Origin of the sequence: Bradyrhizobium macuxiense (genome assembly GCF_001542415.1) — a bacterium.
GTDB classification, from domain to species: domain Bacteria; phylum Pseudomonadota; class Alphaproteobacteria; order Rhizobiales; family Xanthobacteraceae; genus Bradyrhizobium; species Bradyrhizobium macuxiense.
Window position 1 is genome coordinate 19,682 of the sequence record NZ_LNCU01000132.1, and the last position, 26,197, is coordinate 45,878.

The 26,197-nt window shown below is 64.7% G+C and carries 22 protein-coding genes and 2 pseudogenes; 7 read left to right on the forward strand and 17 right to left on the reverse strand.

Translation table 11 applies throughout. The annotated features are described in order from the left end of the window. Window positions 1-65: 65 nt before the first annotated feature. The 8 genes and pseudogenes from soxA to AS156_RS39820 form a co-directional block, all read right to left on the reverse strand. Window positions 66-839 carry a sulfur oxidation c-type cytochrome SoxA gene (gene soxA, locus AS156_RS39785; RefSeq protein ID WP_066516157.1) on the reverse strand — a complete coding sequence of 258 codons (774 nt, stop codon included), beginning with the start codon at window positions 837-839 and terminating at the stop codon, window positions 66-68. Then, window positions 836-1,156, reverse strand: coding sequence for a thiosulfate oxidation carrier complex protein SoxZ (gene soxZ, locus AS156_RS39790; protein ID WP_066516166.1), 321 nt, complete (start codon window positions 1,154-1,156; stop codon window positions 836-838). The genes soxA and soxZ overlap by 4 nt, the downstream gene beginning before the upstream one ends. Continuing rightward, window positions 1,156-1,635: a SoxY-related AACIE arm protein gene (locus tag AS156_RS39795; protein WP_066516277.1), complete on the reverse strand. Its 480-nt coding sequence runs from the start codon at window positions 1,633-1,635 to the stop codon at window positions 1,156-1,158. Before AS156_RS39795 ends, soxZ begins: the two co-directional genes overlap by 1 nt. Before the next feature lie 9 nt (window positions 1,636-1,644). Next, window positions 1,645-2,058 carry a sulfur oxidation c-type cytochrome SoxX gene (gene soxX / locus AS156_RS39800; protein WP_066516280.1) on the reverse strand — a complete coding sequence of 138 codons (414 nt, stop codon included), beginning with the start codon at window positions 2,056-2,058 and terminating at the stop codon, window positions 1,645-1,647. A gap of 28 nt (window positions 2,059-2,086) precedes the next feature. Beyond that, window positions 2,087-3,358 (reverse strand): FCSD flavin-binding domain-containing protein, encoded by a 1,272-nt coding sequence (locus AS156_RS39805; RefSeq protein ID WP_066516168.1) that lies wholly within the window; start codon window positions 3,356-3,358, stop codon window positions 2,087-2,089. A gap of 56 nt (window positions 3,359-3,414) precedes the next feature. Further along, window positions 3,415-5,600: pseudogene (locus AS156_RS39810) on the reverse strand (xanthine dehydrogenase family protein molybdopterin-binding subunit). Between the two features lie 7 nt (window positions 5,601-5,607). Further along, complete coding sequence (locus AS156_RS39815; protein ID WP_066516170.1) at window positions 5,608-6,057, reverse strand: (2Fe-2S)-binding protein; 450 nt, start codon at window positions 6,055-6,057, stop codon at window positions 5,608-5,610. A gap of 152 nt (window positions 6,058-6,209) precedes the next feature. Further along, a complete protein-coding gene (locus tag AS156_RS39820; protein ID WP_066516172.1) occupies window positions 6,210-7,610 on the reverse strand; it encodes an MFS transporter in 1,401 nt (466 codons plus the stop codon). Window positions 7,611-7,890: 280 nt separating this feature from the next. On the opposite strand from AS156_RS39820, the pseudogene AS156_RS43660 reads away from it, so the two are divergent. From AS156_RS43660 to AS156_RS39840, 4 genes and pseudogenes are all read left to right on the forward strand, one after another. Continuing rightward, window positions 7,891-8,049 (forward strand): annotated as a pseudogene (locus tag AS156_RS43660) (darcynin family protein); the annotation flags it as partial. Between the two features lie 200 nt (window positions 8,050-8,249). Beyond that, the gene (locus tag AS156_RS39830) at window positions 8,250-10,022 is read left to right on the forward strand and encodes an ABC transporter permease (protein ID WP_245313272.1); all 1,773 of its coding nucleotides are present in this window, start codon (window positions 8,250-8,252) and stop codon (window positions 10,020-10,022) included. A gap of 27 nt (window positions 10,023-10,049) precedes the next feature. Further along, window positions 10,050-11,075 (forward strand): ABC transporter substrate-binding protein, encoded by a 1,026-nt coding sequence (locus AS156_RS39835; protein ID WP_245313273.1) that lies wholly within the window; start codon window positions 10,050-10,052, stop codon window positions 11,073-11,075. Window positions 11,076-11,090: 15 nt separating this feature from the next. Further along, window positions 11,091-12,194 (forward strand): ABC transporter ATP-binding protein, encoded by a 1,104-nt coding sequence (locus AS156_RS39840; RefSeq protein WP_066516178.1) that lies wholly within the window; start codon window positions 11,091-11,093, stop codon window positions 12,192-12,194. Between the two features lie 33 nt (window positions 12,195-12,227). Here the strand turns inward: AS156_RS39840 and AS156_RS39845 are convergent, their stop codons facing one another. The 6 genes from AS156_RS39845 to AS156_RS39870 all read right to left on the reverse strand — a co-directional run bounded on the left by AS156_RS39845 (window position 12,228) and on the right by AS156_RS39870 (window position 17,686). Continuing rightward, window positions 12,228-13,013 (reverse strand): ABC transporter ATP-binding protein, encoded by a 786-nt coding sequence (locus AS156_RS39845; RefSeq protein ID WP_066516180.1) that lies wholly within the window; start codon window positions 13,011-13,013, stop codon window positions 12,228-12,230. Then, window positions 13,001-14,056 carry a dihydrodipicolinate synthase family protein gene (locus AS156_RS39850; protein WP_066516181.1) on the reverse strand — a complete coding sequence of 352 codons (1,056 nt, stop codon included), beginning with the start codon at window positions 14,054-14,056 and terminating at the stop codon, window positions 13,001-13,003. The genes AS156_RS39845 and AS156_RS39850 overlap by 13 nt, the downstream gene beginning before the upstream one ends. A gap of 8 nt (window positions 14,057-14,064) precedes the next feature. Next, window positions 14,065-14,892, reverse strand: coding sequence for a GNAT family N-acetyltransferase (locus AS156_RS39855; protein WP_066516182.1), 828 nt, complete (start codon window positions 14,890-14,892; stop codon window positions 14,065-14,067). After that, window positions 14,879-15,916, reverse strand: coding sequence for an NAD-dependent epimerase/dehydratase family protein (locus AS156_RS39860; RefSeq protein ID WP_066516183.1), 1,038 nt, complete (start codon window positions 15,914-15,916; stop codon window positions 14,879-14,881). The genes AS156_RS39855 and AS156_RS39860 overlap by 14 nt, the downstream gene beginning before the upstream one ends. A 15-nt stretch (window positions 15,917-15,931) precedes the next feature. Beyond that, window positions 15,932-16,702, reverse strand: coding sequence for an ABC transporter permease (locus AS156_RS39865; protein ID WP_066516185.1), 771 nt, complete (start codon window positions 16,700-16,702; stop codon window positions 15,932-15,934). Between the two features lie 336 nt (window positions 16,703-17,038). Further along, a complete protein-coding gene (locus AS156_RS39870) occupies window positions 17,039-17,686 on the reverse strand; it encodes a TetR/AcrR family transcriptional regulator (RefSeq protein ID WP_066516186.1) in 648 nt (215 codons plus the stop codon). A gap of 100 nt (window positions 17,687-17,786) precedes the next feature. Between AS156_RS39870 and AS156_RS39875 the strand changes: the two genes are divergently transcribed. Continuing rightward, window positions 17,787-18,791: an ABC transporter substrate-binding protein gene (locus tag AS156_RS39875; RefSeq protein WP_066516285.1), complete on the forward strand. Its 1,005-nt coding sequence runs from the start codon at window positions 17,787-17,789 to the stop codon at window positions 18,789-18,791. A gap of 6 nt (window positions 18,792-18,797) precedes the next feature. On the opposite strand, the gene oxlT is transcribed toward AS156_RS39875, so the two are convergent. Both oxlT and AS156_RS39885 read right to left on the reverse strand, forming a co-directional pair. Continuing rightward, entirely contained in the window at window positions 18,798-20,108 is a 1,311-nt protein-coding gene (oxlT, locus tag AS156_RS39880; protein WP_066516191.1) for an oxalate/formate MFS antiporter, read from the reverse strand. Between the two features lie 65 nt (window positions 20,109-20,173). Beyond that, window positions 20,174-20,962 carry an IclR family transcriptional regulator gene (locus AS156_RS39885; RefSeq protein WP_066516194.1) on the reverse strand — a complete coding sequence of 263 codons (789 nt, stop codon included), beginning with the start codon at window positions 20,960-20,962 and terminating at the stop codon, window positions 20,174-20,176. Between the two features lie 131 nt (window positions 20,963-21,093). On the opposite strand from AS156_RS39885, the gene AS156_RS39890 reads away from it, so the two are divergent. Together AS156_RS39890 and AS156_RS39895 are read left to right on the forward strand one after the other, a co-directional pair. Beyond that, complete coding sequence (locus AS156_RS39890) at window positions 21,094-22,914, forward strand: flavin-containing monooxygenase (RefSeq protein ID WP_082747991.1); 1,821 nt, start codon at window positions 21,094-21,096, stop codon at window positions 22,912-22,914. A 43-nt stretch (window positions 22,915-22,957) separates the two neighbouring features. Further along, a complete protein-coding gene (locus AS156_RS39895) occupies window positions 22,958-24,901 on the forward strand; it encodes an alkyl/aryl-sulfatase (RefSeq protein ID WP_201456192.1) in 1,944 nt (647 codons plus the stop codon). Between the two features lie 75 nt (window positions 24,902-24,976). On the opposite strand, the gene AS156_RS39900 is transcribed toward AS156_RS39895, so the two are convergent. Next, entirely contained in the window at window positions 24,977-26,044 is a 1,068-nt protein-coding gene (locus tag AS156_RS39900; RefSeq protein WP_066516199.1) for a glycosyltransferase family 4 protein, read from the reverse strand. Window positions 26,045-26,197 lie beyond the last annotated feature (153 nt).

Below are 26,197 nucleotides of genomic sequence, written 5' to 3' on the forward strand. Positions count from 1 at the left end.
CCCTCACCCGATTTGCTTCGCAAATCGACCTCTCCCCATTGGGGAGAGGTGAAGCGAGTGCGTGGCTAAGGCCTGACCGCCGGCGTCTCCATCGTCATCCCCCGCGCCCGCGTCATCAGATAGAGCTCGAGCTCCACCAGCTCGGGCGATCCGTAGTCGTAGGCCTGCGCGCGGATGCCGGTGATGCAGGCGCGCAGCCGCCGCTGCAATGACCCGAGCGACTGCCATTCCAGCCGGTAGAGCGGATAGCCGGTCGGCTGCCCTTGCGTGATCGGGGAGCCGGCAAGCTTCCTGTCCCAGTTATCGTTGTGGCAATTGGCGCAGCCGAGATTGAGTTGGCCTTGCCGCTGCATGAACAGCGCGTGTCCCCGTTCGATGAACGGCGCGAGCTCCGGGTCATCGCCGGTTGCGATCGGCATGCCGCGTGATTGCTCCGCGACAAATGCCGTGAGCGCGAGCAGCTCGTGGCTTTCATAGGCGAACGGCGTCGCCTGCTGATGATTGCTGCGGCAGAGATTGATCCGTTGTTCCAGGTCGATCGGTTTGCCGAGCGCCCTCGCGAAGGCCGGATAGCGGGCCGCAACGCCTTTCATGCTGGTGCGCGCATCGTCGTGGCAGTCGGCGCAGGCCTTGTCCGCGGTGCCCGCCTTGCGCTTCCACAACGCTTCACCATCCAGCACCCAGAGCATGCCGGGATTGGCGGTGTCGTCGTCCTGCATCGCCTTGCTGTCCGGGCCCATGAAGCTGGTGCCGGAGCGGCGGTCGGACTGCGGGATGTCGGCAGCAAGCGCCGCGCCGGTGATCACGACCAGGATCGCAATGCAGCCCGCAATCCTCATTCGACCGTGATCGAAGCCGATGCGGTCTCCGAAAATCCCTTGTCGCCGATCCACTCGAAGTCAAGCTTTCCGCTCTCGGTCGCCGTCGTGAAGAAGGTGATGAACGGATTGGCGGCAATCGCCGGAAAGAAGTCGGCGCGGAAGATCTCCGCGCCGTTGTAGCGGCAGGCGAAGCTCGTGATGATGTCGCGCGGCACCACGCTGCCGGAGGCGGTGTGGCGATAGCCGGTCTCCATGATATGCGACATCAGCGTCTTGATCTCGATGACGTCGCCGCGCTTGGCCCTCTTCGGCACATTGATCAGCGCTGACGGCATCAGATCGCCTCCTCGGTGCAGGCGGCGAGCGTCACCACGACATCTGATGTCGCCGACCAGAAGGTGTCGTCGGAAAGTCGTGCGATCGCCGTGACCTTCTGGCTGTCGGCGAGGCGAATGCGCGTCGACACCTGGGCGCGTCCGGCGCGTGGCCCGAGATAGAAATTGCCGATATTCGGCTGCGGGTTCTTCTCGTTGAAGACGTGGATGCTTTTCACGTATTCGTTCGCGGTCATCGGGCTCGTCACGCTGACCGTCATCGGCACCGTGTTGCCGTTCTCGACCAGCGGTGGAATGTCGAGCTTGACCTTGCCGATCCGCACGTTGGCTTCGCCGACCACGTTGCGGATCGCCGTCGCCAGCATCGCGGGCGTCGCGTCGGCTGGCCGCACGGTCACGATCGGGATCAAGCCCGCGGCGGCGGCGCTGCCGGCGAGGCCCAGAAATGTGCGGCGTGTGGCGTGGTCGGAATTCGGCATCATCCTTCCCTAGTTCCGCAGCGTCGCCAGATAGGCGACGATATCCTCGATCTGTTCCGCCGACAGGATCGGCTTGCCGCGCCACGAGGCGCCAACGCGCGCGAGGCCGTCGACGCGATAATACGACGGCATGATCGTCGACGCATTGAGGCGCGAGGCGTCCACCAGCCGGAGCCGCAACTGTCCCTCGGACCAGCGGCTGCCGCTGCCGGAGAGGTTCGGCGCGAGGTCGCCCTGGAACGCCTGCTCCGGAAATGGGCCGCTATGACAGAGGATACAAGTGCTCGTGCGTTCAACAATCAAGGCGCGGCCGCGCGTTGCATCACCCCTGGTTCCCGTCAATGACTGCGGCAAGGCATCGCCGGCAACCGTGTAGGGACGCAGGGCCTGCGCCGCGGCCGGACCCAGCACCGTGAGCAGCACCGGCGCGCACAACGCTATGAACGCTGCCCTAGCCAAAGGTGTCCACCGTGAGGGTCTTGAACCAGTCCGCCGCCTGCTCGGCCTCGAGCTGGCGCACGTCAGGCGGCGCGTCAAGCGGGCTCGTCGTCACGTCCGTCTCGGCATATTGGTCGTCCTTCGGTTGATAAATGCCCTTCAACGAAAACCCGTAGCCCGGCGCAACGATGTTGTAGCAAGCGCCATCGAGACGCGGCGGGTCGAGGGGCCTGCCGGCCAACGTGTTTACGATCGCCGCCGCACAGGCTTTACCCTGCGCGCTCGCGGCCGAGGCCGATTTCGGAATCCCGCCCGCGATGCAGGCATCGCCGATGACATGGACATTGGGCACGAGTTTCGAGGCAAAGGTGACGGGATCGATCGGGCACCAGCCGGTGCGGTCAGCGGCACCCGCGATCTCGGCGATGCGGCCGGCCCGCTGCGGCGGGATCACGTTGGCGACGGCAGCCGTGTAGTTGCCGAAGTCGGTGACGATCTCATTCGTTGCCGGATTGACCGATGTCACCCGCCCGCCTTGCGACAGCCCGATCCGTTCGATCATGCCGGGATAGAGCTCTTTCCAGGCATTCTCAAACAGCTTCTGCTGCGAGTAATTGTCCTTGGCATCGAGGACCAGGATTTTCGAACGCGGCTTCTTCGTCTTCAGGTAATGTGCGATGAGGCTGGCGCGCTCGTAAGGCGCCGGCGGGCAGCGCAGCGGTGCCGCTGGAACGGCAATCACAATGAGGCCGCCGTCGTCCACCGCCTCGATCTGCCGGCGCAGCAGCAGCGTCTGTTCACCGGCCTTCCAGGCATGCGGCATCCTCTCCGCCGCCGCTTCGTCATAGCCGGGCAGGGCGTCGAAGCGCATGTCAATGCCGGGGGCCAGCACAAGCCGATCATAGGACAGCGTCGTGCCGTCCGCGAAGCCGATGGTGCGGGCCAGTACGTCGATCTTCGCGGCGGCCTGTGCGGCAATCGTAATGCCTTCGGCCGCAATCTTGTCGTAGGTGAATTGCTGCAGGGAGAGTTCGCGCAAGCCAGCAATCACCTCGTTGCTGAACGGGCAGGCGGTGAAGGTCTTGCTCGGCTCGATCAGCGTGACCTGAAGCCCGACGTCGAGCCGCCGCAGCGCCCGTGCGCAGGCCGCGCCGCCAAAGCCGCCGCCGATCACCGCGACGCGCGGCGCGGCTTGCGCGAATGCCGGGCACGCCAGCGCTGCCGCCGCTGCGACAGCGGCGGCGCGGACGAGATCCCTGCGCGTCTGATGACGCGTGACGGCCATACACGATAATCCGGAAAGGGAGCGGCGGCCGCTTCAAGCCGCCGCTCGTCGTTTCATCAGGCGAAGGTGATGTTCTGGCCGCGCAGCGGGAAGGTACGAACCCGTTTTCCCGTCGCCGCGAAATAGGCGTTCAGCACCGCCGGCGCCGCAACGCCGATGGTCGGCTCGCCGACGCCACCCCAGAACCCGCCGCTCGGCACCATCACCGCCTCCACCTTGGGCATTTCGTTGATGCGCATCGAGTTGTAGTTGTCGAAATTGGACTGTTCGATGCGGCCATCCTTCACGGTGCAGCCGCCATAGAACAGCGCGCTCAGGCCGTAGACGAAGGAGCCCGCGATCTGCCGTTCGACTTGCGCGGGGTTGACGATGTAGCCGGGATCGGTGGAGGCGACGATGCGATGCACCTTGATCTTGCTGCTGTCGGTCACCGAAATCTCGGCAGCGCCGGCGACGTAGCTGCCATAGCCCATCACCTGCGCGATGCCGCGATAGACACCCTGCGGCGCCGGCGTGCCCCAGCCGATCTTCTCGGCCACGGCGTTGAGCACAGCAAGGTGCTTGGGGTGCTTGCCCATCAGCTTGCGGCGGAATTCGAGCGGGTCCTGGCCTGCGGCCTGGGCCAGCTCGTCCATGAAGCATTCCAGGTAGATCGCGTTGTGATTGACGTTGACGCCGCGCCAGAAGCCCGGCGGGACGTGCGGATTGCGCATCGCATGCTCGATCAGCAGGTTCGGTACCGAATAGCCGATCGCGGCCTCGCCCGATTGCGCGACGCCCTGGAATGCAGCCGGGTCCATGCCGTTCTGCAGCGCTTCGGGGCGCACCGAGAACAGGATCGATTGACCCGACAGCCGGTAGTGCAGCGCGACCAGGTTGTTGTCGGCATCGAACGCGCCGGTCAGCTTGCACTGCGTGATCGGGTGGTACTTGCCGTGCTGCATGTCCTCTTCGCGCGACCACAGCAGCTTGACCGGCGTGCCGGGCATCTGCTTGGCGATCGCGACCGCCTGGCGGACATAGTCGGTCATGCCGCGCCGGCCGAAGCCGCCGCCGAGCATCAGCTTGTGCACGTCGCATTTCTCGGCCGGCAGGCCGGAGACCTCCAGCACCGCCGCGAAGGCGGCCTCGCCGTTCTGCGTCCCGCACCACACCTCGCACTTGTCTGATGTGTAGAGCGCGGTGGCGTTCATCGGCTCCATCGTGGCGTGGTTTTGATATGGATAGCTGTAAACGGCCTCGATCTTCTTGGCGGCGCCTGCGATTGCCGCTTTGGCGTCGCCGTTCTTGTTGCCGACATAGGCGGGCTGGGCATCATCCAGCCCTTCGGCAAGCCACTTGGCGATCGATTCGCTGGAGACTTTCGCGTTGTCGCCCTCGTCCCAGACGATCGGCAGCGCGTCGAGCGCGGTCTTGGCGTGCCACCACGTGTCGGCAACGACGGCGATCGCGCTATCGCCGACCTGCACCACCTTCTTGACGCCCTTCATACTGGCGATCTTGGCTTGGTCGAAGCTCTTCACCTTGCCGCCGAACACCGGGCAATCCTTGATCGCGGCGTTCAGCATGCCCGGCAGCTTGACATCAATGCCGTAGACCATCGCGCCGGTGGTCTTGTCGACGGTGTCGAGCCGCTTCAGGCCCTTACCCGCGATGGTCCAATCCTTCGGGTCCTTCAGCTTGACGTCGGTGGGCGGCTCGAGCTTGGCGGCCGCTTCCGCGACCTTGCCGTAGGTGGTGGTCTTGCCCGACGCCGTGTGCGTGATGATGCTGTTGGACGCCTTGCATTCCGAGGCCGGCACTTCCACTCGTTGGCCGCGGCCTGGATCAGCATCATGCGCGCCGTGGCGCCGCCTTTGCGGACATAGTCCTGAGAGGAGCGGATGCCGCGGCTGCCGCCGGTGGAGAAATCGCCCCAGGCGCGCTTGCGGGCGACGCTCTGGCCGGGGGTCGGATATTCGGTCGTGACCTTCGACCAGTCGCAGTCGAGTTCTTCGGCAACGAGCTGGGCGAGGCCGGTGAGCGTGCCCTGGCCCATCTCGGAGCGGGCAATGCGGATCACCACCGTGTCGTCGGGCCGGATCACGACCCAGGCGTTCACTTCAGGCGCGCCGTCGGCTGCGCGCACCACGGACGGTCCACCGAACTGAAGATCGAGGCCGAGCGCGAGGCCGGCGCCAGCGGTTGCGGTGCCGATGACGAAGGCGCGTCGATTGAGCTTTGGCATGACATGCTGGTTCATGGCTGCCTCACGCGCTCGCGGCAGCATGGATCGCCTCGCGCACCTGCTGGAAGGTGCCGCACCGGCAGATATTCGTGATGGCCCCGTCGATGTCTTCATCGGTCGGCTTCGGGTTCTCCTTCAACAAAGCTGCTACAGCCATGATCATGCCGCTCTGGCAATAGCCGCATTGCGGGACGTCGTTGGCGACCCAGGCCTGCTGCACCTTGTGCAGCGCGCCGTTGGCGCCGAGGCCTTCGATGGTGATGATGTCCTTGCCCGCGGCTTCACTGACCGTCACGCCGCAGGAGCGCATCGCGACGCCGTCGATATGCACGGTGCAGGCACCGCATTGTGCAATGCCGCAGCCGTATTTGGTCCCCGTCAGTCCGACATTCTCCCTGATCGCCCAGAGCAGCGGTGTGTCGTCCTCGACGTCCACATTGATCGTCTTGCCGTTGATTTTGAGGTTTGCCATCGCGTTCCCCTGATTGGTCCAATCCACCGATTGAACTTCGCGGCGATGGTGGCTGTGATCCTGGAACGGTTCAAATCAAGAAAATGCGTTTTCAGCACGGGAAGATAGTTGATGGCGCGGTGTTGAGCCGCACCCTCCGATTCACATGGCTGTCATGCCTTTTTCGGTGAAGCGACGGCCAGCCGCAGGAAGCTCATGACGCTGCCGACCGCCGCAAATGCGGCGCCGAGCGCAAGCGCGAGCGTTGCGCCTTCGCGATCGGCTATCGCGAAGCACAGGGCTGCCAACGCGGCGCCCGTGGTCTGCCCGATCAGCCGAGCAGTTGCGACGATGCCGCTGGCGCTGCCGCTGCGGTGCGTCGGGGCGCTGGACATGATCGCCTTCATGTTCGGCGTCTGGAAGAAACCGAAGCCGAGGCCGCAGACCATCGTGCGCCAGACGATGTTGGCGATGCTGGGCTCGGCCGGCAGCGTCGCCAGCAGCACCATGCCAATGCCGAGCAACACCATGCCGATGCCGCCGAGAATGCCGGCCGGATAGCGGTCCGACAGCCGTCCACCGATCGGTGCCATGAAGGCGACCACCAGCGGCCAAGGCGTCATGAAGAAGCCGGTCTCGACCTGGGATCGGTGCAGTATGTCCTCGAAGTAGAACGGCAAGGATACGAAGGCGAGGCCCTGCACAGCAAATGAGCAGATCGCGGTGGCGGCGGAGAGGGCAAAGACCGGTCGCCGGAACAGGTCGATCGGCAGCATCGGCGCGGGGTGATCGACGTGGCGCCGGGTGAGGATCCAGCCGAACGCCAATGCGCCGACAAGCTCGACGATGACAAGCGCGGGCGTCGCCTTGTGCGCAGCGCTGCCGATGCCGATGATGAAGAGGCCAAGGCAGGCGCTGGCGAGCGCCGCACCGAGAAAATCAAAAGCATGGGTGGCGCGCGGCGTCGACGGCAGCGTCTTCAGGCCGATCAACAGGGCGATCACGCCGAACGGAATGTTGACGGCGAACAGCCAGGGCCATTGTCCGAATGCGAGGATACCCGATGCGATCGTCGGTCCGAGCGTAAAGGCGGTGGCGACGACGAGCGCGTTGTGGCCGAAGCCCCGGCCGTGCATCCGGCTCGGATAGACGAAGCGCACCAGCGCGGTGTTCACGCTCATCAAGCCGCTGGCGCCGAGGCCCTGCAGCGTTCGCGCGACGAGAAGGCTCGGCAGCGACCAGGCCAAGGCGCAGCCGAGTGACGCCACGGTGAACAGCAGCAGGCCGCAGAGATAGATGCGCTGGTGGCCGACGATTTCGCCGAGTGCGCCGAGCGGCAGCAGCGTTGCCACCAATGCAATCTGGTAAACGTTGACGACCCAGACCACCTCGGCGGGGCTGACATGCAGATCAGTGGCGATCGCCGGCAGCGCGATGTTGGCGATCGCCGTATCGAGCGAGGCCATCGCCAGTGCCGTGAAGATCGCGGCCACCGCCCAGCGCCGGCGTTCCCAGGGCAATCCATCGGTCGTGGGCGCCGAGGGGGCGCCGGCGGTCGGGGTCTTTTCAAGCATGTCCTGGATGTCTCCGAGGTTGCCATGTACTACGCCGGCATCCCGTTCCCCAGCCGTACCGCTGCATGATGCGTATGCGATGCAGCCTTGCCGGCAGTGCTCATGCGTCCCGCCGCGGCCCGTGCAGATATCCCTCGATCGTACGCAGGACCCGGCAGCTGGCCGCGGGACGCGACAGGTCCTTCTGGAGCGCATGATCCATCGTCGCGCGAGCGATCGCGATCAGGTCTTCGATCGTGTCGTTCTGGACGGGCGCGCTGTTCGCTGATTCGAGCCGGAAGCCTTCTCGACGAAGGCCGCCGACGTGATGATCTGCGAAACCCGTGACCTCTCGGCCTGGGCATGGTTTTGCGATCACCTTCGCGACACCCGGTTCTGGGACCACTACTTCGAAGTGCTCGACATCCTGCCGGCACTCGAAGGCAACTATCTGGCCTAGCATGACGCAAGCCGGCCCGGACGGTTCCGGGCCGGTGCGTCGCTGGGTCTGCCGCGATCGCGCTTCATCCTGTTTCCGCCGGTGCGTCATTGAATCGCGCGGAGGCGACTTTCGGATAGCTTGCGTCATCTGAGCGATCGACTACCCTTGGCATACAAGCTCGCCGCGCCAACCAAATGCGGCTGCAGAGGGGAAGCGCATTGCACGGACAGGCGGACCGGCGCAGCGAAATCACGCGTGGCGCCGGCGAGGGAGCCGGTCGCCGTGTGTTCCCCCGGCTCTGGGTCGCGGCGTTGCTCGCGCTGCTGACCTTCCTGGTCATCTATCCCGTCTTCATGCTGCTGCTTGGCGCGCTCACCGACACCAATCCGGTGGTGGACGGCATCCGTCTCAGCCTCAGCCATCTGTCGATCGCCAACTTCCTCACCGTGCTCGCCAATCCGAATGTCGGCGAAGCGCTGCTCAATACGCTGATCGCCTGCGGCGGCGGCACGGCGGTCGCCGTCGCGATCGGGTTGCTGTTTTCCTGGATCGTCGTTCGCACCAATACGCCGTTCAAGGGCTTCATCGCCGCGGCCAGCATTCTACCGCTGTTCGCCCCACCTCTGGTGGCGGGTGTCGCCTGGGCCATTCTCGGCTCGCCGAAGACCGGGCTGATCAACACGATGTTCAAGTGGATCGGATGGGATCTCCACGTCGACCTCTATTCGATGTGGGGCCTCGTCTTCGTGTTCGGCATCTACTACGCGCCCTACGTCTACATGTTCACATCGTCTGCGCTGCGCAACATGGACCCCAGTCTGGAGGAGGCCGCGGAGATTTCCGGCGCCAGTGCGTTCGCAACCCTGTTCACCGTGACGTTCCCGCTGATCATGCCGGCGATCGTGTCGGGCATGCTGCTGTCCTTCATCGTGATGCTCGGCATCTACGGCATCCCCGCGGTGCTGGGCGCGCCGAGCAATCTCAACGTGCTCACGACCTACATCTTCAAGCTGACCAACTGGTCGCCGCCGCTCTACAACACCGCGGCGGCGGTTGCGATCCTGCTGATGGTGGTGACGGGGCTGCTGGTCTATCTGCAGCAGAAGGTGCTGAGCGGTCGCAGCTATACGACCGTGGCGGGGAAGGCGTTCCGGCCGCGCAGCCTCAACCTCGGTCCGTGGCGCTGGCTCACTTTCGCGCTCGGGGTCATCTATCTCCTCGTCGTCGTGGTGCTGCCGCTGCTGGCGCTGATCGTCGCGGCCTTCCGCAAGTTCATGTTCATCCGCGACGTCGCCAGCCTGTTCGATATGCGGCAGTACTCGCTGATGCACTTCCGGAGCATCTTCGACAATCCGCTCACGCTGAAGTCGATCTACAATGCCATAGAGGTTGGCATCATCACGGCGGTCGTCGGCGGCGCGCTGGCGTTTGCGATCGGCTACACCATCCATCGCACGCAGGTGACTGGGCGCCGCGCGATCGACCTGATCTCGACGCTGCCGGTCGCGATCCCGGGCCTCGTCGTCGGCGTCGCCTACCTCTGGGCCTGGATCGGGGTTCCCGGCGGGCTCTACGGCACGATCTGGATTCTCGCGCTCGCCTTCATCGCGCGCTTCATGCCCGACACCGTGAAGGCGCTTTCGACATCGTTCATGCAGATCCATCGCGAGCTCGAGGAGGCCGCCTGGGTCTGCGGCAGGGGCATGCTCAGCACGATCGGGACGATCGTGCTGCCGCTGGCGCGGCCGGGCGTGCTGGCGGCGATGACGCTGCTGTTCGTGCTGGCGATCCGCGAACTCGGCTCGTCGCTGTTCCTTTACACCAGCAACACCATGGTGATGTCGGTGCTGCTGCTCGACTATTACGAGGGCGGCAATGTCGGCAAGACCGCGGCCTTCAGCCTGGTGCAGATGGTGCTGCTCGGCGTCCTGATCGGCGGCGCCAACTGGCTGTCGCGGGGAGCTGCGCAGCGCAACGTGACGCGGACCTGATAGTAACGAACGAGGGGAGGACTGGCGATGGATAGACGAACCTTCACCACTATGGCCTTGGCGAGTGCGGCAGCGCTCGCGCTGCCACCGGTGGCGCGAGCCGAGGAGTTCGGCTCGCCCGACCTGATCAAGGCCGCCAAGGCCGAGGGCAAGCTCGTCTATTACACCGCGAACTTCGCCGAGATCGAGCAGCAGGTGATCAACGTGTTCAACAAGCGCTTCCCCGAGATCCAGATCGAGATGGTCCGCGCGCCGGGCGGCCAGCTCATCACCCGCGTGAAGACGGAGGCTGCCGCGGGCAAGCTGATCGCCGACGTGGTCGATCATTCCGACCGCGCGCTGATGCAGCCGCTGGAGGATCTGTTCCAGGATTACGCGCCGCCGAACGCGGCCGACTACAGCAAGGACGCACTGATCTCGCCGAAATTCTGGCCGCGCGCGACCATCGCCTGGTCGATCGCCTACAACACCGAGCTGGTGAAGGATCCGCCGAAATCCTGGATGGACCTGACCAAGCCGCAATATGACAAGATGATCGGACAGGTGTTCGCGCAGTCCGGCGGCACCACCTGGACGCGGATCATGTTCGAGCGCCAGGTGCTCGGCGAGGACTACTGGGCGAAGCAGGCCGCCACGCATCCGGTGCTGTATCCCTCCGGCGCGCCGACGGCGGATGCACTGGTGCGCGGCGAGATCGCGATAGCGCCGCTGCTCTACAATGTGATCTACCAGAAGAAGAAGGACGGCGCGCCGATCGAGATCTTCTTCCCGCCCGAGGGCGCGCCGGTCAATCCCTATGCGACCGGCATTCCGAAGACGGCGGCGCATCCGAATGCGGCGAAGCTGTTTCTGAACTGGTGCCTGTCGAAGGAAGGACAGACCTTCATGATCAAGGAGCTCGGCAACCTCACCTCGCTGAAGGAGCCGCCGGCGTTCCCTGAAGGGTTCGATCCCAAGGTGGTCAAGCTCTGGTATCCGAACTTCGAGCAGTATGTGAAGCTGCATGCGGCGTGGGTGGCGGACTGGGACAAGACGTTCGGCTATCGGCAATAGGCGACAGGTGCAGCGATGACGGCGACGCTCGAGGTCACCGAACTCAGGAAGCAGTTCGCGATCGGCCGCCCGGCCATCGACGGCGTGAGCTTCATGGTGCCGGCCGGCGAGATCGTGGTGCTGCTCGGCCCGTCCGGCTGCGGCAAAACCACGACCTTGCGCTGCGTCGCCGGGCTCGAGCATCCGACCGGCGGCGAGATCAGCATCTCCGGTCGTGTGGTGTCGTCGCCGGGGCGTGGCATCCTGGTGCCGCCGCGATCGCGCGACCTCGGCATGGTGTTCCAGTCTTATGCGGTGTGGCCGCATATGACCGTGCGGCAGAACGTGGTCTATCCGTTGAAGCATCGGCCCATCGGCCGTGCCGAGGCGAACCGCATGGTCGAGGAGGCGCTCGCGCTGGTCGGCCTGTCCGAATATGCCGATCGCCCGGTGGTCGCGCTCTCGGGCGGGCAGATGCAGCGGGTGGCGCTGGCGCGCAGCATCGTCTACCGGCCGCAACTGCTGCTGCTCGACGAGCCTTTGTCGAATCTCGACGCCAAGCTGCGCCTGCGGCTGCGTGATGATCTGCGCGTCATCCTCAAGCAGACCGGCATGACCGCGCTCTACGTCACCCACGATCAGGCCGAGGCGGTCGTGCTCGGCGACCGCATCGGTGTGATGCGCGACGGCAGGCTGCTGCAGATGGATAAGCCGGACACCATCTACAATCGTCCGGCCGATCTGTTCGTCGCCAACTTCACCGGCGCCACCAACGAGCTCGCGGGCACGCTGGTCGCATGCAACGGCGGCTACGGCGTGGTCGATTTCGGCGACGGCCGGCAGGGCGAGGTGGCGCTGCTTCATGCGCTTGGACCGGACGACAAGGTGCGTGTGGCACTGCGGCCGGAGAACATCGCCATCGGCCGCCCGGACGGCGCCAACACGTTCGCGGCCAAGGTGCTCGACCGCCGCTATCAGGGCACCCAGACCGCCTACAGCATCGAGCTGTTCGGCAAGCGGCTGGAGGCGATCGAGCTCGGAACCGCCGCGCGGCATCAGGTCGGCGTCGAGGCGCCGGTCTCGCTGCCGCGCGAATGCCTGTGGGCCTATCGCGACCGCGGGCCGTTGTCGCATGATTAGCGCTGGCCTGGCGATTTCCGACAGTCGACCATCCTAGTTGTGCGCACCTAACCCCAGGCTCGCATAGATCCGCCGCGCATAGGCGCCGAAGGCATCCGTCGTCTTGATCGGCAAGTCGCGCGGCAGCGGCAGCTCGATCGGAAAATACTCGGACATGCGGGCCGGACCCGCCGTCAGCACGGCGCAGTGCGAGGCCAGGAACACGGCTTCCTGGATGCTGTGGGTGACGAAGATGATGGTCTTGCCGCTCTCGCGCCAGATCCGGAGCATCTCCAGATTCATCTGCTCGCGGGTCAGCGCGTCCAGCGCGCCGAACGGTTCATCCATCAGGATCAGCTTCGGATCGTGGACGAAGGCGCGTGCGATCGCGGTGCGTTGCTGCATGCCGCCGGAAAGTTGCTGTGGATATTTGCTCTCATAGCCGGCGAGGCCGACCATGTTGAGCAGGTCGCGGGCGCGCTCGCGCGCCGCCTTCATCGGGAGACCTACGATCTCCGCCGGCAGCAGCACATTGTCGAGGATGGTGCGCCACTTCAGCAGCAGCGCCTGCTGGAACACCATGCCGATATCGCGCGCCGGATCGAACGGTGTCTTGGCATTGCCGATTCTGATGGTGCCGCCGTCGGCGGCGTGCAGGCCGGCCAGGATCTTCAGCACGGTGGTCTTGCCGCAGCCGGACGGCCCGACCAGCGACACCAGCTCGCCTTCCTGCACGTCCATGGTGACGTCGGACACCGCGAGGAATTCGGTGCCCTTCGACCGGTAGACCTTCCGGACGTTGCGCAGGCTGATGAAGGGCTCCGCCGTCATGCCAGCCATTTCTGCAGGTTCTCGGCGACGAAAGCGTCGTCGGAGAGGTCGGCATGCTCGCGGCAGACGCGGTCGATCTCGGCCATCTGGCCGGGGCTCAGGCCTTCGTTCGGATCGAGACACCAGATGTCCTGCATCAGCCCCTGGCGCCGCAGGATTTCGTGGCAGCCGGCGATGCAGCCGTGGAAATTGTTGGCGACGTCGAAGAAGGCGCTGTTGCAATCGGTGACGCGGGCGTCGAGCGCCAGCAGGTCCGCCGGAACGGTCTCTTTGTGGCGCGCCGCCTTGCAGGCGTCGAACTGCCTGATCGCGCTCGCGGTCCACACCGACCAATGGCCGAGCAGCCCGCCCTTGAAATAAGTCCGCGTGGTGACGCCCCCGTCGCGCAGGTCGAACGGCAGCGTGAGGTCGAGCAGGATGTGGTCGTCATTGCCGGTGTAGAGCGCGACGCGATCGAACGCGCCGGCGGCCGCGACGCCGCGCAGCACGTCGAGGGTGCGATAGCGGTTGAACGGCGCGATCTTGATCGCGATCACGTTGTCGATCGTCGCGAAGCGCCGCCAGAAATCCGCACTGAGGATGACGCCGCCGACCGCCGGCTGCAAATAGAAGCCGACCAGCGGGATCTCCTGCGCGACCGTCTCGCAATGGGCGATGATCTCGTCCTCGGAAGCCGACTTCATCGCGGCGAGGCTGAGCAGGCCGGCGTGATACCCGATGCCGCGCGCGACCTTCGCTTCCGCAACCGCCTGGCTGGCCGGGCCGGCGAGGCCGGCGACCATCGCGAGCGGCCGCTTGCTCCAGGCCGCGGCGGTCTGGGCGGCGAGCTCCAGCACCGGCTTGTAGAGGCCGACATCGCGGATCGCGAATTGAGTGGTGTGAACGCCGACCGCGAGCCCGCCCGCGCCGGCGTCGATATAGTAACGCGTCAATGCGCGCTGATGCCTGACGTCGAGCTTCCGGTTCGCATCGAGCGCGAGCGGATGTGCGGGGATCACCGTGCCGTCGGCGATCAGCTTGCGGATCTCTGGCTTGATGTCGCTATGGTGCATGGCGCGTCCTATCCAAATTCCGGCCCGGCGACGGCAAAGGGCAGCTCCGTGCCCGCGTTGGTCCGAGGGCCGAACCGCATCCGCTGGAACGGCCGTTCGATGCTCCAGCCCGAGGCGGTCAGGCCCCGAATGAAGTCAAGCTGCGAGTGCACGGCGTCGATGATCAGCGGCCGTGTCTCGGATTGCGCGATGGCTGCGACCAGTGCCACGGCGCCCGCGGCGTCATCGGCAAACAGCGGTCCGATGTGGCGCGCGACGCGGCCATCGCGGACGAGTGCGCTTGCGTTGCTATCGGACACGAGGCGCGATCCGGCGCGCTCGGCGAACGTGCGTAAGAGCGCTTCGCGTTTGAAGCCGTATGCGCTGCGGTCGCGCCGCATCAGATCGTCAGCCCGTCCGGTCGGCGAAGCCTGTGTGGCGTCGCCTGTTTCGGTTGCGCTGGTCAGGCGCAACCGGCGCAGTTCGAGCGTCGGCGTGAAGCCGAGCGGGCCGTAGACCGCCGCACCCGCCGGCGTCGCATCGAGCCATGTCGTCAGGTTCCGCTTTCGCGCCGCCTCGAGGCAGGCATCCACCAGCCGTGTCGCGATGCCGCGGCGCTGCCGGCTTGCGGTGACCAGCACCATGCTGATCCAGGCGTTGCCGTCTGTGTAGGGCAACAGCGCCGCGGTCGCGATCAGACGACTTCCGTCGCGCACGCCGAACACGATGCCGTGCTCCAGGAAAAACCGCCAATCGGCCTCGTTCTGGTTCCAGTGCGCTTCCGTCGACAGCGCAAGGCCGGCCGCGGCGTCATCGACGCCGAGCTCGACGATGGCGAGGTCGTCAGTACCGGCCATCGCGCACCTCATATTTGGTTGGCTTGCCGAGGCTCGGCATCGACCGCGCCACCCAGTCGGCAGTCCACGCCACGAGCTGGTCTGTATCGACGATCGGTTCGCCGAATAGTTTCACGGCGAGCGAGGTATTGGTGAGCCAGGCGGTCGGCTCCTCCTTGCCCACGATCACGGGGGCGCGGTCGAAATGCCGGCCGAACTTGGCGGCGAGGTCGCGTACGGCAAGGATCTCGTGGCCGCTGACATTGATCGGCGATGTCGGCGTGTCGCAATGCGCGAGGCAGCGCAGCGCCTGCGACGCCGCATCGCCCTGCCAGATGAAATTGACGTGGCCGAGGCTGACGTCGATCGGTTTGCCCAGATAGACCTTGCTCGCGATGTCGTGCAATACGCCGTAGCGCATGTCGATCGCGTAATTGAGGCGGAACAGCCGGCCCGGCGTCGAGAGCTTGCGGGAGAAATATTCGAACATGCGCTCGCGCCCGACGCAGGATTGCGCATACTCGCCGGGCGGGTTCGGCGCCATGTCCTCAGGCGAACCCTTGCTGTCGACCGGAACGAAGGGATAGACGCAGCCGGTCGAGAACGCCACGATGCGCGAGCCCGCGAAGGCCTGCGCGATCAGCGCCGGCACATGCGTGTTCATCGCCCAGGTCAGCGACAGATCGCCCTCGGCGCCGAACTTGCGGCCGGCCATGAAGATGACGTTCGGGCTCTTCGGCAGCGCCTTGATCGCAGCTTCGTCGAGCAGGTCGCAATTGATGGTCTCGACGCCGCGGGCCTGCAGCCAGTTTTTCACTTCCGGATCGCTGAAGCGCGCGACGCCGATCACACGGCGGTCGGGCAGGGCGGATTTTGCGAGCCCCGCCAGCGTCGGGCCCATCTTGCCGGCGACGCCGAGGATCATGATGTCGCCCTCGACCGTGCGGAGATCGTCGATCAGCGCCTGGCTCGGCCGACACAGCAACTCGTCGAGCGCGGCGGTGTCGGGGATCGTCTCGGGCAGGGTGTCGCGGGTGAGCAGCATGGTTCGTTCCTGTTGTTATTGCAGCCTGACGTCGCGGACCACGAACAGCCGTTCGAGGCCGAGCACGAGGCCGTAAAGGGCGACGCCGAGCAGAGTGAGCAACGCCACGGCCATCACCATCGCGGGCGTATCGAGCGAAGACTGCACCTGGATCATCAGGTAGCCGAGCCCGCGCTCGGAGGCGATGAACTCGCCGACGATCGCGCCGGCGACCGCGAGGATGGCGCCGACCTTCATGCCGGAGAATACGTAAGGCAGCGAGCCCGGCAGCTGGATCTTGCGGAAGATCGTCCAGCGCGAGCCGCGCAACGATTTCACGAGATCGAGCAGGTCAGGCTCGACCTCGCTCAGGCCGCGCGCGGTGGTCAACAGGATCGGGAAGAAGCAGATCGAGAACGCGATCAGCATGTTCGGGACGATGCCGTAGCTGAACCACACGATGACTAGCGGCCCCAGCGCGACCTTCGGGATCATGTTCAGGGTCACGAACAGCGGCAGCAGCACCAGGCTGACCAGCGGTGACCATGTGAACAGCACGGCAAGCGCGACGCCGACCACGGCGCCGAGGCAGAAGCCGCCGAGGATTTCGGCCGCGGTGACCAGGAGATTCGGCAGCCAGGCATATTTGGCGGCGCCAAGCGTCGCCACGGTTTCCAGCGGCGAGGGCAGGATGAATTTCGGGACGTGGAAGGCGTCGACCGCGACCTGCCAGAGCACGATCACGGCGAGGTGCACGATCAGGATGATCGCGATCGACCATGCGGACCGTCCTCCGTCGTTGAACACCTGGTACCTCCCTGTCGTTGCCCATGCTTCCCGGGCGCCCGGGCAACCTATCTCGGGTTTCGGCAAGCTTCAACCATTTGGTTGATTAGCTCTGGGCCGCCGCAAATAGTTACTGGAGGCAAACGCGTGCCACATCCACCGCGGTCGTCCCTGCGAAAGCAGGGACCCATACTCCGCGGCGGGTGTTGTGACCGGGATTCGTGATTCCAGCGCCGTGTTAACAACTCGCATTTGTGGTTATGGGTCCCCGCGTTCGCGGGGACGACATCGAATACGTGGTGCTGTCTGGCACACACCCGCGTTTCCCGCGATACGATGTGCCCGTAGCTTAGCCCGCTACGGCCGCAGCGACTGCATCACGAGATCGACTACGTGCTTGCGCCGGGCGCGTTTCTCGGCGGGGCTGGAGAGATCCTTGCCGAAGATCGCCGACAGCGTCGGGGTGTTGGAGAAGAAGAAGTAGCTCAAGCCCGCGATCGAGATGTAGAGGTGCACCGGGTTAACGCCCTTGCGGAAAGTGCCGGCGCGGACGCCTTCGGCGAGGATCTTCGAGACCATGCTGACCAGCGGCGAATGCATCGCCTCGAGCTTGCGCGAGCCGCGCACATGGCGGGCGCCGCCGCGGTTCTCGTCGTTCAGCAGCACGATGAAGTCCGGATGGGCGGCGAGATGGTCGAACGAGGCCTCAATCAGCGTCTTGATTGCCTGCTCGGGCGGCAGGCCCTCGAGATTGAGCTTGCGTTCCTGAGCGCGGATCTCCTCATAGACCCATTCCAGAACGGCGAGGTACAGCGCGTCCTTGTCGCCGAAATAGTGATAGACGAGCTGCTTGTTGACGCCGGCGCGCGCCGCGATCTCGTCGACCCGGGCGCCCGCGAGCCCATTCTCCGCGAATTCGCGCCGCGCGGCGGTCAAGAGCTTCATCCTTGTGGCGACGGGGTCGCGGCGCTGCGGCTTCGTGTCGTCCGATCGTCTCTTGAGCATTTCCAACCAAACAGTTGACAACTCGTCTCGTCCTCTGTTGCATTGGTAGCGTCACGGACGTGCGACGACAAGGCCAGCCTTGTCGCTTGAGGAGAGGACGATGAAGGTTTGGAGAGCGGCGGCTTTGGCGATCGCGCTTGCGATGCCGGCGGCACCGTCCGTCGCGGGCGAGGCCGTCAACCTGATCCTGAACTGGACGCCGACCGCCGACCATTCGCCGATCTATTATGCCAAATCGCAAGGCTGGTACGAGAAGGCCGGCATCGATCTCACCATCGAGGTCGGTAAGGGCTCCGGCGTTTCGGCACTGAAGGTCGGCTCGGGCGGCTCGGCGTTCGGCATCGCCGACCTCGCGACCATGCTGGTGGCCAAAGGCAAGGGCGCCGATGTGGTGGCTCTGATGAGCATTTATGCCAACACCGCACAGACCTTCTACTGGCTGAAGAGCTACGGCGTGAACGGGCCGAAGGATTTTCCCGGCCACAAGATCGGCAACCCGCCCGGCGACGCCTCGCGCGTGATGTGGCCGGCCTTCGCCAAGGCCGCCGGCGTCGCGCCTGATTCCGTGACCTTCGTGAATGTCGGCCCGACCGCGAAGATCGCAGCGCTGAAGAGCCACACCGTCGATATCATCAGCGACTTCTACAACGAGCATGATTTGAAGGTGATCGAGTTCGGCAGCGACCTCGGCTTCATCAACTGGAAGGACATCGGGCTCAACCCCTACGGCAACTCGCTCGTCGTCAACGGCGCCTATCTGGCGAAGAACCCGAAACTGGTGCAGGACTTCGTGCGCATCACCCAGAAGGCCTATGCCGCCTGCGTTGCCGACGTCGCACCGTGTCTCAAGGCGCTGCTCGACCAGGCCTCCGGTCTCGACAAGGAGAACCAGGAGAGGCAGTGGGAGCGCATCAAACATCTGATGACCGACGAGTTCACCACGACCAAGGCGCTCGGCTGGATCGACGGCGAGCGGATGAAGAAGGACTACGAGCTGGTCCAGACCTATCTCGGCATGGAGAAGCCGTTCGACGTCAACACCGCGTTCACGACCAAAATGCTGGACGAGAGCATCAAGATGGATGCGAGCAAGGTCAAGAAGTGAGTCCTGTCAGGTCGGTTGCGTCCTGGCAGCCCATGCGGGCTCTTCGTCCGAGCGCGTCACCAGCTTGTGCCGCATCGGCTTGAGGACAAGGATGGCCATCAGCGCGGCGATGATGTTGAAGAGCGAGGCGATAATAAAGGCGCCCTTCCATCCGCCGGTCTCCACCACCAACACGTTGGCGAGCGGCACAAGCAGTGACGCGGTTCCCTTCGCGGTGTACAGCAGGCCCGCATTGGTCGTGGCGTATTTGACGCCAAAGCAATCCGTGCAGGCGGCGGGAAATAGACTGTAGATCTCACCCCAGGCGAAAAAGACGATCCCGCTCAGAAGCACAAATCCCACTGGGTTTTGCCCATACACGTACAGGGCCCATATGCCGATGCCCTCCAACAGGAAGGCGATGAACATGGTGTTCTCCCGACCGATAAAATCGGAGACCCAGCCGAAGAACGGCCGCGTGAGTCCATTGAGGACCCGATCGATCGTCAATGCAAACGTCAGCGCCGGCAGGGTGATCCCGATCAACGTGACGGGCGTCGTGTCGAGATGAAAATCCTTGGCGATGGGCTTGAGCTGCGCCGTTGCCATCAATCCTCCCGCCGCCATCAGCATAAACATCAGATACATGACCCAGAAGGTCGGCTCTCTGAGCACCTGCAACGGCTGATATTGAAGGCGACCTTGCTGCACGAGCGTCGATGCTTCCGGTGCTTGTCCGCGCTGCGGCGCAAACAGCAACAAAGACAGTACAACCACGATGGCGCCCTGGCCGATGCCGAAGGTCAAGAACGTACTTTGGTAGCCGTGCGTTGAAATCATCCTTTGAATCGGAATGATGGTCAGCGCCGAGCCGATGCCGAACCCGGCGGCGGTCAGTCCGGCTGCGAGCCCGCGGCGGTCCGGAAACCATTTGAGCGCGTTGCCGATGCAGGTGCCGTAGACGGCTCCTGCCCCGAGACCGCCGATGATCTGGGCTATGTAGAACATCGAAAGCGAGGTTGCGAAGGAGTTGAGAACCCAGGCGAGCCCGGTGAGCCATCCGCCCGCGAGGACGACGATCCGCGGCCCGAAGCGATCGACGAGGTAACCCTCGGCGGGTACCAGCCAGGTTTCAAAGAGCACGAACAGCGTGAACGCCACCTGGATCGACGCCAGGCTCCAGCCGAATTTCTGGCTGATGGGAATCGTGAACAGTGTCCAGCCATATTGGAGGTTGGCGATCATCACCATGCAGATGATGCCGATTACGAGCTGGCTCAGGCGGGTTGCTTCGGAAGCTCGCTCCGCGGGCTGATCGGTTTGCGAGGTTACGGTCATCGGGGTCACTCCTCGCCCCGCGGATTAACGCCCGGAATGTTGCTCAAGTTCCGCCGGTGCGCGGTCTACCCTTCCTCCACCAGCGCGCGGATGCTGCGGGCGAGGCCGAGGATGCGCGGGCCGCATTCGCGCTCGATCTGCTCGGCACTGAAGCGGAATGAGGGCATGCCGCAATTGACCGACAGGCACTCGCCGGTCGGCGTGCGATAGAGCGGCGCGGCGACGCCGAAGATCTCGCGCCGCCATTCGCCGAGCGAGACGGCGAAGCCGCGCTCCCGGCACAGTTCGATGTCGGGCAACGTCCGCGTCTGGACGTAGTCGAGCTCCTCGGGGCGCTCGGCCTTCACCCGCGCCACATAGCCGTCGAGCTCGTCGGCGGTGAACAACGACAGCAGCGCGCGTCCGACCGCGGTCGGCGCCAGCGAAGAGACAAAGCCGACATCGGGGACATGCGGCGCGGCATCCGTGGTGCGCAGCGTCTCGACATAAATGAAGTCGAGCCCGAACGGCATCGCGATCGAGACCGTGCCGCCGGCATAGGTCGCGAAATCGCGCATCAGCGGGCGCGCGAGCTGGCGCACTTTCAGGGACGCGAGGACCGGATAGGCGGCGGCGAGCATCCCGAGCCCGAGCACGAAGCGTCCCTTGGCGTCGCGCCTGAGATAGCCGAGCTGCTCCAGTGTGTAGGTCAGCCGCGACACCGTCGGCCGCGACAGGCCGGTGTGCACGGCAAGTTCGGCGTTCGACAGCGGGCTGCTGTGACGGCGGAAGGCGGCCAGCACGTCGAGCCCATGCGCCAGGGTGGTCGCAAAGGAGGGATCCGTCTGAATTTCGGCCGGGAAGGGCACTGTCATGCAAAATAATGGTCTCGGATGCTGTGTTTTGTCAATATATCGAAATGAATTTGCCAATCGTGTCGATATGAGGTTATCTGCCGCCGACCGGCCATAAGAAGCCACCGATTTCCCGAGCGAGGCGCCCTCTGATGACGATGACGGATCAACCCCAGGACCTGAAGCCTTACGGCGTCGACAAGGAGCGGCTGCGCCGGAAATATCGGGAGGAGCGCAACAAGCGGCTGCGCGCCGACGGCAACGATCAGTATCTGCAGATCAAGGGGCAGCTCGCGCACTATCTCGACGACCCCTACACGCCCGTTAAAGAGCGCGCGCCGAAGACCGACCACGTCACCTTCGCCTTCATCGGCGGTGGCTTTGCCGGGCTCGCCACCGCGGCGCGGCTGACCGAGGCCGGTGTGAGGGATGTCGGTATCGTCGAAAAGGGCGGCGATTTCGGCGGGACCTGGTACTGGAACCGCTATCCCGGTGCGCAATGTGACACCGCATCGATGGTCTACATGCCGCTGCTCGAAGAGACCGGCCATATGCCGTCGGAGAAATATGCGCATGCTCCGGAAATTCTCGCGCATTGCCAGCGGATCGGAAAACATTTCGGCCTCTACGACAACGCGCTGTTTCACACCGAGGTCGTGAGCCTCGACTGGGACGAGGCAAACTCGCGCTGGATGATCCGCACCACGAGGGGCGATGCCTTCACCGCGCAATATGTCGGCATCGGCACCGGGCCGCTGCATGTGCCGAAGCTTCCCGGCATTCCCGGCATCGAGAATTTCAACGGACACTCGTTCCACACCAGTCGCTGGGACTACGACTACACCGGCGGCAGCCCTTCGGGCGCGCCGATGGTGAAGCTGGCCGACAAACGCGTCGGCATCATCGGCACCGGTGCGACCTCCGTGCAGTGCGTGCCGCACCTCGCGCGCGCCTGCAAGGAGCTCTACGTGTTCCAGCGCACGCCGTCGTCGGTCGACGTGCGCGGCAATGCGCCGATCGATCCCGAGTGGTTCGCCGGGATTGCCACACCCGGTTGGCAGCAGCGCTGGCTCGAGAACTTCACCGCCAACCAGGCCGGCGGCTCGGCGGAAGAGGATCTGGTGCAGGATGGCTGGACCGATCTGTCGAAGCGGATCCGCGCCAAGATCGTGATGCTGCCGCGCGAGCAACGCACCGTGGAGAATATGCGGGCCGCGTTCGAGGACTCCGACTTCGAGAAGATGGAGGAGATCCGCAACCGGGTCGACAGCATCGTCCGCGATCGCGACACCGCCAAGAACCTCAAGGCGTGGTACGGCCAGCTCTGCAAGCGGCCGTGCTTCCATGATTCCTTTCTTCAGGCGTTCAACACGCCGGGCACGCATCTGGTCGATACCGACGGCAAGGGCGTCGAACGCATTACCGAGAAGGGCATCGTCGTCGCGGGCAGGGAATATGAGCTCGACTGCATCATCTATGCCTCCGGTTTCGAGGTCGGCACCGAGTACAAGCGCCGTGCCGGCTTCGACCTGACCGGCCGCGACGGCGTCAAGCTGTCGGACTATTGGGGCCAGGGCATGCGTACCAAGCATGGCATCCACGTCCACGGCTTCCCCAATGTATTCTTCGTGCAGCCGACGCAGGGCGCCAACCTCATCTCCAACGTGCCGCATAACCTGACGGACACGGCGCGGACCATCGCGTTGATGGTCGGTCACGCGCAGGAGAAGGGCTTCAAGACCATCGAGGTCCGCAAGGATGCCGAGGATCGCTGGGTCGAGCTGCTGCTCACCGGCGTTGGCCGGATGATCGGTGGACCCGATTGCACGCCCGGCTACTACAACAATGAGGGACACGAGCCCGGTCCGGCCGCCAAGCTCAATGTCGGCCATCCGGCCGGCGCGTCGGTCTACTTCAAATATATCGACGAATGGCGCCGCAGCGGCCAGTTCGAAGGTCTGCAGTTTCGTTGAGCGAAGCGCGACCGCAATCTGATCTCCAGTTACGAGGGAGTGTATGAGTATGACCCAGGCAACCGACGCAACCCCGCAAAGCCCCAAAGCCGCATCCCCATCCGTGATCGCGCAGCACGCGGCGACGCTGAAGGCGTTGCCGTTCTCCGACACGCGCGATTTCGACGATGCCGCGCGCGGCTTCCTCGGCACCATCGAGAACGCGAAGGTCACCAACGCGCAAGGCCGCGTGGTCTGGAGCCTCGAGCCCTACGGCTTCCTCTCCGCGGAGGCCGCGCCGCCGACCGTCGATCCCAGCCTGTGGCGGCAGTCGCGGCTCAACATGCATCACGGCCTGTTCGAGGTGGTGCCTGGCGTCTACCAGGTGCGCGGGCTCGACATCGCCAACATGACGCTGATCGAGGGCGACAAGGGCGTGATCGTGGTCGACACGCTCACCTCGATCGAGGGCGCGCGCGCCGCGATGGAGCTCTACTTCCAGCACCGCGGCAAGCGGCCGGTCGCGGCCATGATCTTTACCCACACCCATACCGACCATTGGGGCGGGGCGCGCGGCGTGGTCGATGACGACATGCTGGCGGCCGGTGTGCCGATCATCGCGCCGAACCTGTTCATGGAGCACGCGGTCTCCGAGAACATCATCGCGGGGCCGGCGATGCTGCGCCGCGCACAATATCAGTTCGGGCCGTTCCTCGCCAAGGGCGTGCACGGCCACGTCGATTGCGGCCTCGGAAAGACCATGGCCGCCGGCGGAGTGGCGCTGTTGCGCCCGACCGACCTGATCATCACAACCGGCGAGAAGCGGATCATCGACGGCGTCGAGTTCGAATTCCAGATGGCGCCGAACAGCGAGGCGCCGGCGGAGATGCATTTCTTCATCCCGCGCTACAAGCTTCTCAACCTCGCGGAGAACTGCACGCATAATTTCCACAATCTGCTGCCGTTCCGCGGCGCCGATGTCCGCGATGCGCTGGCCTGGTCGAAATATCTCGGCGAGGCGCTGCAGATGTGGGGCGGCAAGGCCCAGGCGATGTGCGGCCAGCATCACTGGCCGGTGTGGGGGCGGGATCGGATCGACACCATGATCCGCCAGCAGCGCGACCTCTACAAATACGCGCACGACCAGACCATCCGCCTGATGAACCACGGGCTCAACGCCGCCGAGATCGCCGAGACGATCCGCCTGCCGCAGAGCCTCGGGGGCGCCTGGCACGGCCGCGGCTATTACGGCCACATCAGGCACAATGTGAAGGCGATCTATCAGAAATATCTCGGCTGGTACGACGCCAATCCGGTCAACCTCGATGCGCTGCCGCCCGTCGAGTCGGGCAAGAAATACGTCGAGTATATGGGCGGCGCGGACGCGATCCTGAAACGCGCTGCGGCAGACTTCGCCAAGGGCGAATTCCGCTTCGTCGCGCAGGCGGTCAGCCACCTCGTGTTTGCCGAGCCGGACAATCAGGCGGCGCGCGCGATGCTCGCCGATACGTTCGAGCAGCTCGGCTATGCCGCGGAAAGCTCGACATGGCGCAACGCCTATCTGTTCGGCGCCCAGGAGTTGCGGCAGGGCATGCCGAAAACGCCGCCGCGCTCGCCGATGCCGCGCGAGACGCTGGCTGCGCTGCGCACCGAGCAGCTGTTCGACGTGCTCGGCGTCCGTCTCAACGGCCCGAAGGCCGACGGCAAGCGCATCGTGCTGAACTGGAGCTTCACCGACACCGGCGAGACCTTCGTCCTCAATTTGGAGAATTCGGCGCTCACTTACATCAAGGGCATGCAGACGCCTGACGCCCACGCCGGCTTCACGCTGGCGCGCGGCACGCTCGACGAGGTCATCGCCAAGCTGACCACGTTCCCGGAGGCGGTCGGCGCCGGCAAGGTCAAGGTTGCCGGCGATCCGAAGCAACTCGGTGAGCTGATGGCGCTGATGGACGAGTTCCCGCGGATGTTCGAGATCGTCGAGCCGAAGCGATCAGTGGTGGCGTGACAATCGAACGACCCGGCGGACCGGCGTGGACGTGCCGGCCGGCTCGCCGGATCATTCGATCGGCCGCTGCAACTGCTATTCGGCGCTCGACACCAGCTTGAAGCGCGGCTTGGCTTCCATCAGGCTACGATAGGTGGCGAGATAGTCCAGCGCCATGCGACGTGCCGTGAAGCGGGTCTCGAACCGCTTGCGGATCGCATTGCGGTCGAGCGTGGCAAGACGGTTGACGGAGGAGATGGCGCTGATTTCGTCCTCGACGATGAAGCCGGTGACGCCGTCTTCGATGATCTCGGGCACCGAGCCGCGATTATAGGCGATCACGGGCGCGCCGCAGGCCATCGCCTCGATCATCACGAGACCGAACGGCTCCGGCCAGTCGATCGGAACCAGAAGCCCGATCGCGCCGCTCAGGAATTCCGGCTTCTCGCGATCGCTGATCTCGCCGATGAAATCCACCAATGGATTCTCCTTGATCAGCGGCTTGATCAGCTCGTCGTAATATTCCTGGTCGGCGCGGTCGACCTTTGCCGCGATCTTCAGCGGAATGCCGCAGCGGGTCGCGATCTTGATCGCGCGATCGACGCCCTTCTCCGGCGCGATGCGCCCGAGCACGGCGAGATAGGATGGCTTGACCGGCTGCGGCGTCAGCAGGTTCTCCGGCAGTCCGTGATGAATCGTGCGGACCCAATGCGCCTGCGGCACCGGCCGCCGTTGCGCATTCGAGATTGAGATCACCGGGATCTTCGGGAACGTATTGAAGACCGGCTGGTGCTCGGGAAGGTCGAGCCGCCCGTGCAACGTGGTGACGACCGGCGTCGGCTGCCGTGCGAACAGCGACCACGGGTAATAGTCGAGATGGAAGTGAAGGAAGTCGAACTCGTCCTCGTCGGCCTTCTGCCGGACGCGTTCGAGCATCACCATGTGCAGCGCATTGGGATCGCGGACGGAGCCGTCGAGGCGCAACGCCCGGGGCCAGGTCGCATCGAGCTTCGCCGACGTCTTGGAGTCTCCGCTGGCGAACAGGGTGACGTCATGGCCGAGAGCCACAAGTTCTTCGGTCAACCAATGCACGACCCGTTCGGTCCCGCCGTACAGTCTGGGGGGAACTGCCTCCGTCAGCGGGGCCACCTGCGCGATGCGCATTTCTCCATCTCCTGTTTGTAATGTGGATGAACAAGACCCTCAGCCCTCTTTGATGGCACTGGCATGCCGAAGACGGGAACGTTCTCGCACGTGCGAGGTTCCTTAGATGTGGGAGATCTGCCGCTTCTTTCTTCCATCACACTGTGGTCTTGC

What these genes read in the sequence shown, in the direction of transcription:
- soxA (WP_066516157.1), bottom strand. Translation starts at nt 839, where the DNA reads ATGAGGATTGCGGGCTGCATTGCGATCCTGGTCGTGATCACCGGCGCG.
- soxZ (WP_066516166.1), bottom strand. Translation starts at nt 1,156, where the DNA reads ATGCCGTCAGCGCTGATCAATGTGCCGAAGAGGGCCAAGCGCGGCGAC.
- AS156_RS39795 (WP_066516277.1), bottom strand. Translation starts at nt 1,635, where the DNA reads ATGCCGAATTCCGACCACGCCACACGCCGCACATTTCTGGGCCTCGCC.
- AS156_RS39805 (WP_066516168.1), bottom strand. Translation starts at nt 3,358, where the DNA reads ATGGCCGTCACGCGTCATCAGACGCGCAGGGATCTCGTCCGCGCCGCC.
- AS156_RS39815 (WP_066516170.1), bottom strand. Translation starts at nt 6,057, where the DNA reads ATGGCAAACCTCAAAATCAACGGCAAGACGATCAATGTGGACGTCGAG.
- AS156_RS39820 (WP_066516172.1), bottom strand. Translation starts at nt 7,610, where the DNA reads ATGCTTGAAAAGACCCCGACCGCCGGCGCCCCCTCGGCGCCCACGACC.
- AS156_RS39835 (WP_245313273.1), top strand. Translation starts at nt 10,050, where the DNA reads ATGGATAGACGAACCTTCACCACTATGGCCTTGGCGAGTGCGGCAGCG.
- AS156_RS39840 (WP_066516178.1), top strand. Translation starts at nt 11,091, where the DNA reads ATGACGGCGACGCTCGAGGTCACCGAACTCAGGAAGCAGTTCGCGATC.
- AS156_RS39845 (WP_066516180.1), bottom strand. Translation starts at nt 13,013, where the DNA reads ATGGCTGGCATGACGGCGGAGCCCTTCATCAGCCTGCGCAACGTCCGG.
- AS156_RS39850 (WP_066516181.1), bottom strand. Translation starts at nt 14,056, where the DNA reads ATGCACCATAGCGACATCAAGCCAGAGATCCGCAAGCTGATCGCCGAC.
- AS156_RS39855 (WP_066516182.1), bottom strand. Translation starts at nt 14,892, where the DNA reads ATGGCCGGTACTGACGACCTCGCCATCGTCGAGCTCGGCGTCGATGAC.
- AS156_RS39860 (WP_066516183.1), bottom strand. Translation starts at nt 15,916, where the DNA reads ATGCTGCTCACCCGCGACACCCTGCCCGAGACGATCCCCGACACCGCC.
- AS156_RS39870 (WP_066516186.1), bottom strand. Translation starts at nt 17,686, where the DNA reads ATGCTCAAGAGACGATCGGACGACACGAAGCCGCAGCGCCGCGACCCC.
- AS156_RS39875 (WP_066516285.1), top strand. Translation starts at nt 17,787, where the DNA reads ATGAAGGTTTGGAGAGCGGCGGCTTTGGCGATCGCGCTTGCGATGCCG.
- oxlT (WP_066516191.1), bottom strand. Translation starts at nt 20,108, where the DNA reads ATGACCGTAACCTCGCAAACCGATCAGCCCGCGGAGCGAGCTTCCGAA.
- AS156_RS39885 (WP_066516194.1), bottom strand. Translation starts at nt 20,962, where the DNA reads ATGACAGTGCCCTTCCCGGCCGAAATTCAGACGGATCCCTCCTTTGCG.
- AS156_RS39890 (WP_082747991.1), top strand. Translation starts at nt 21,094, where the DNA reads ATGACGATGACGGATCAACCCCAGGACCTGAAGCCTTACGGCGTCGAC.
- AS156_RS39895 (WP_201456192.1), top strand. Translation starts at nt 22,958, where the DNA reads ATGAGTATGACCCAGGCAACCGACGCAACCCCGCAAAGCCCCAAAGCC.
- AS156_RS39900 (WP_066516199.1), bottom strand. Translation starts at nt 26,044, where the DNA reads ATGCGCATCGCGCAGGTGGCCCCGCTGACGGAGGCAGTTCCCCCCAGA.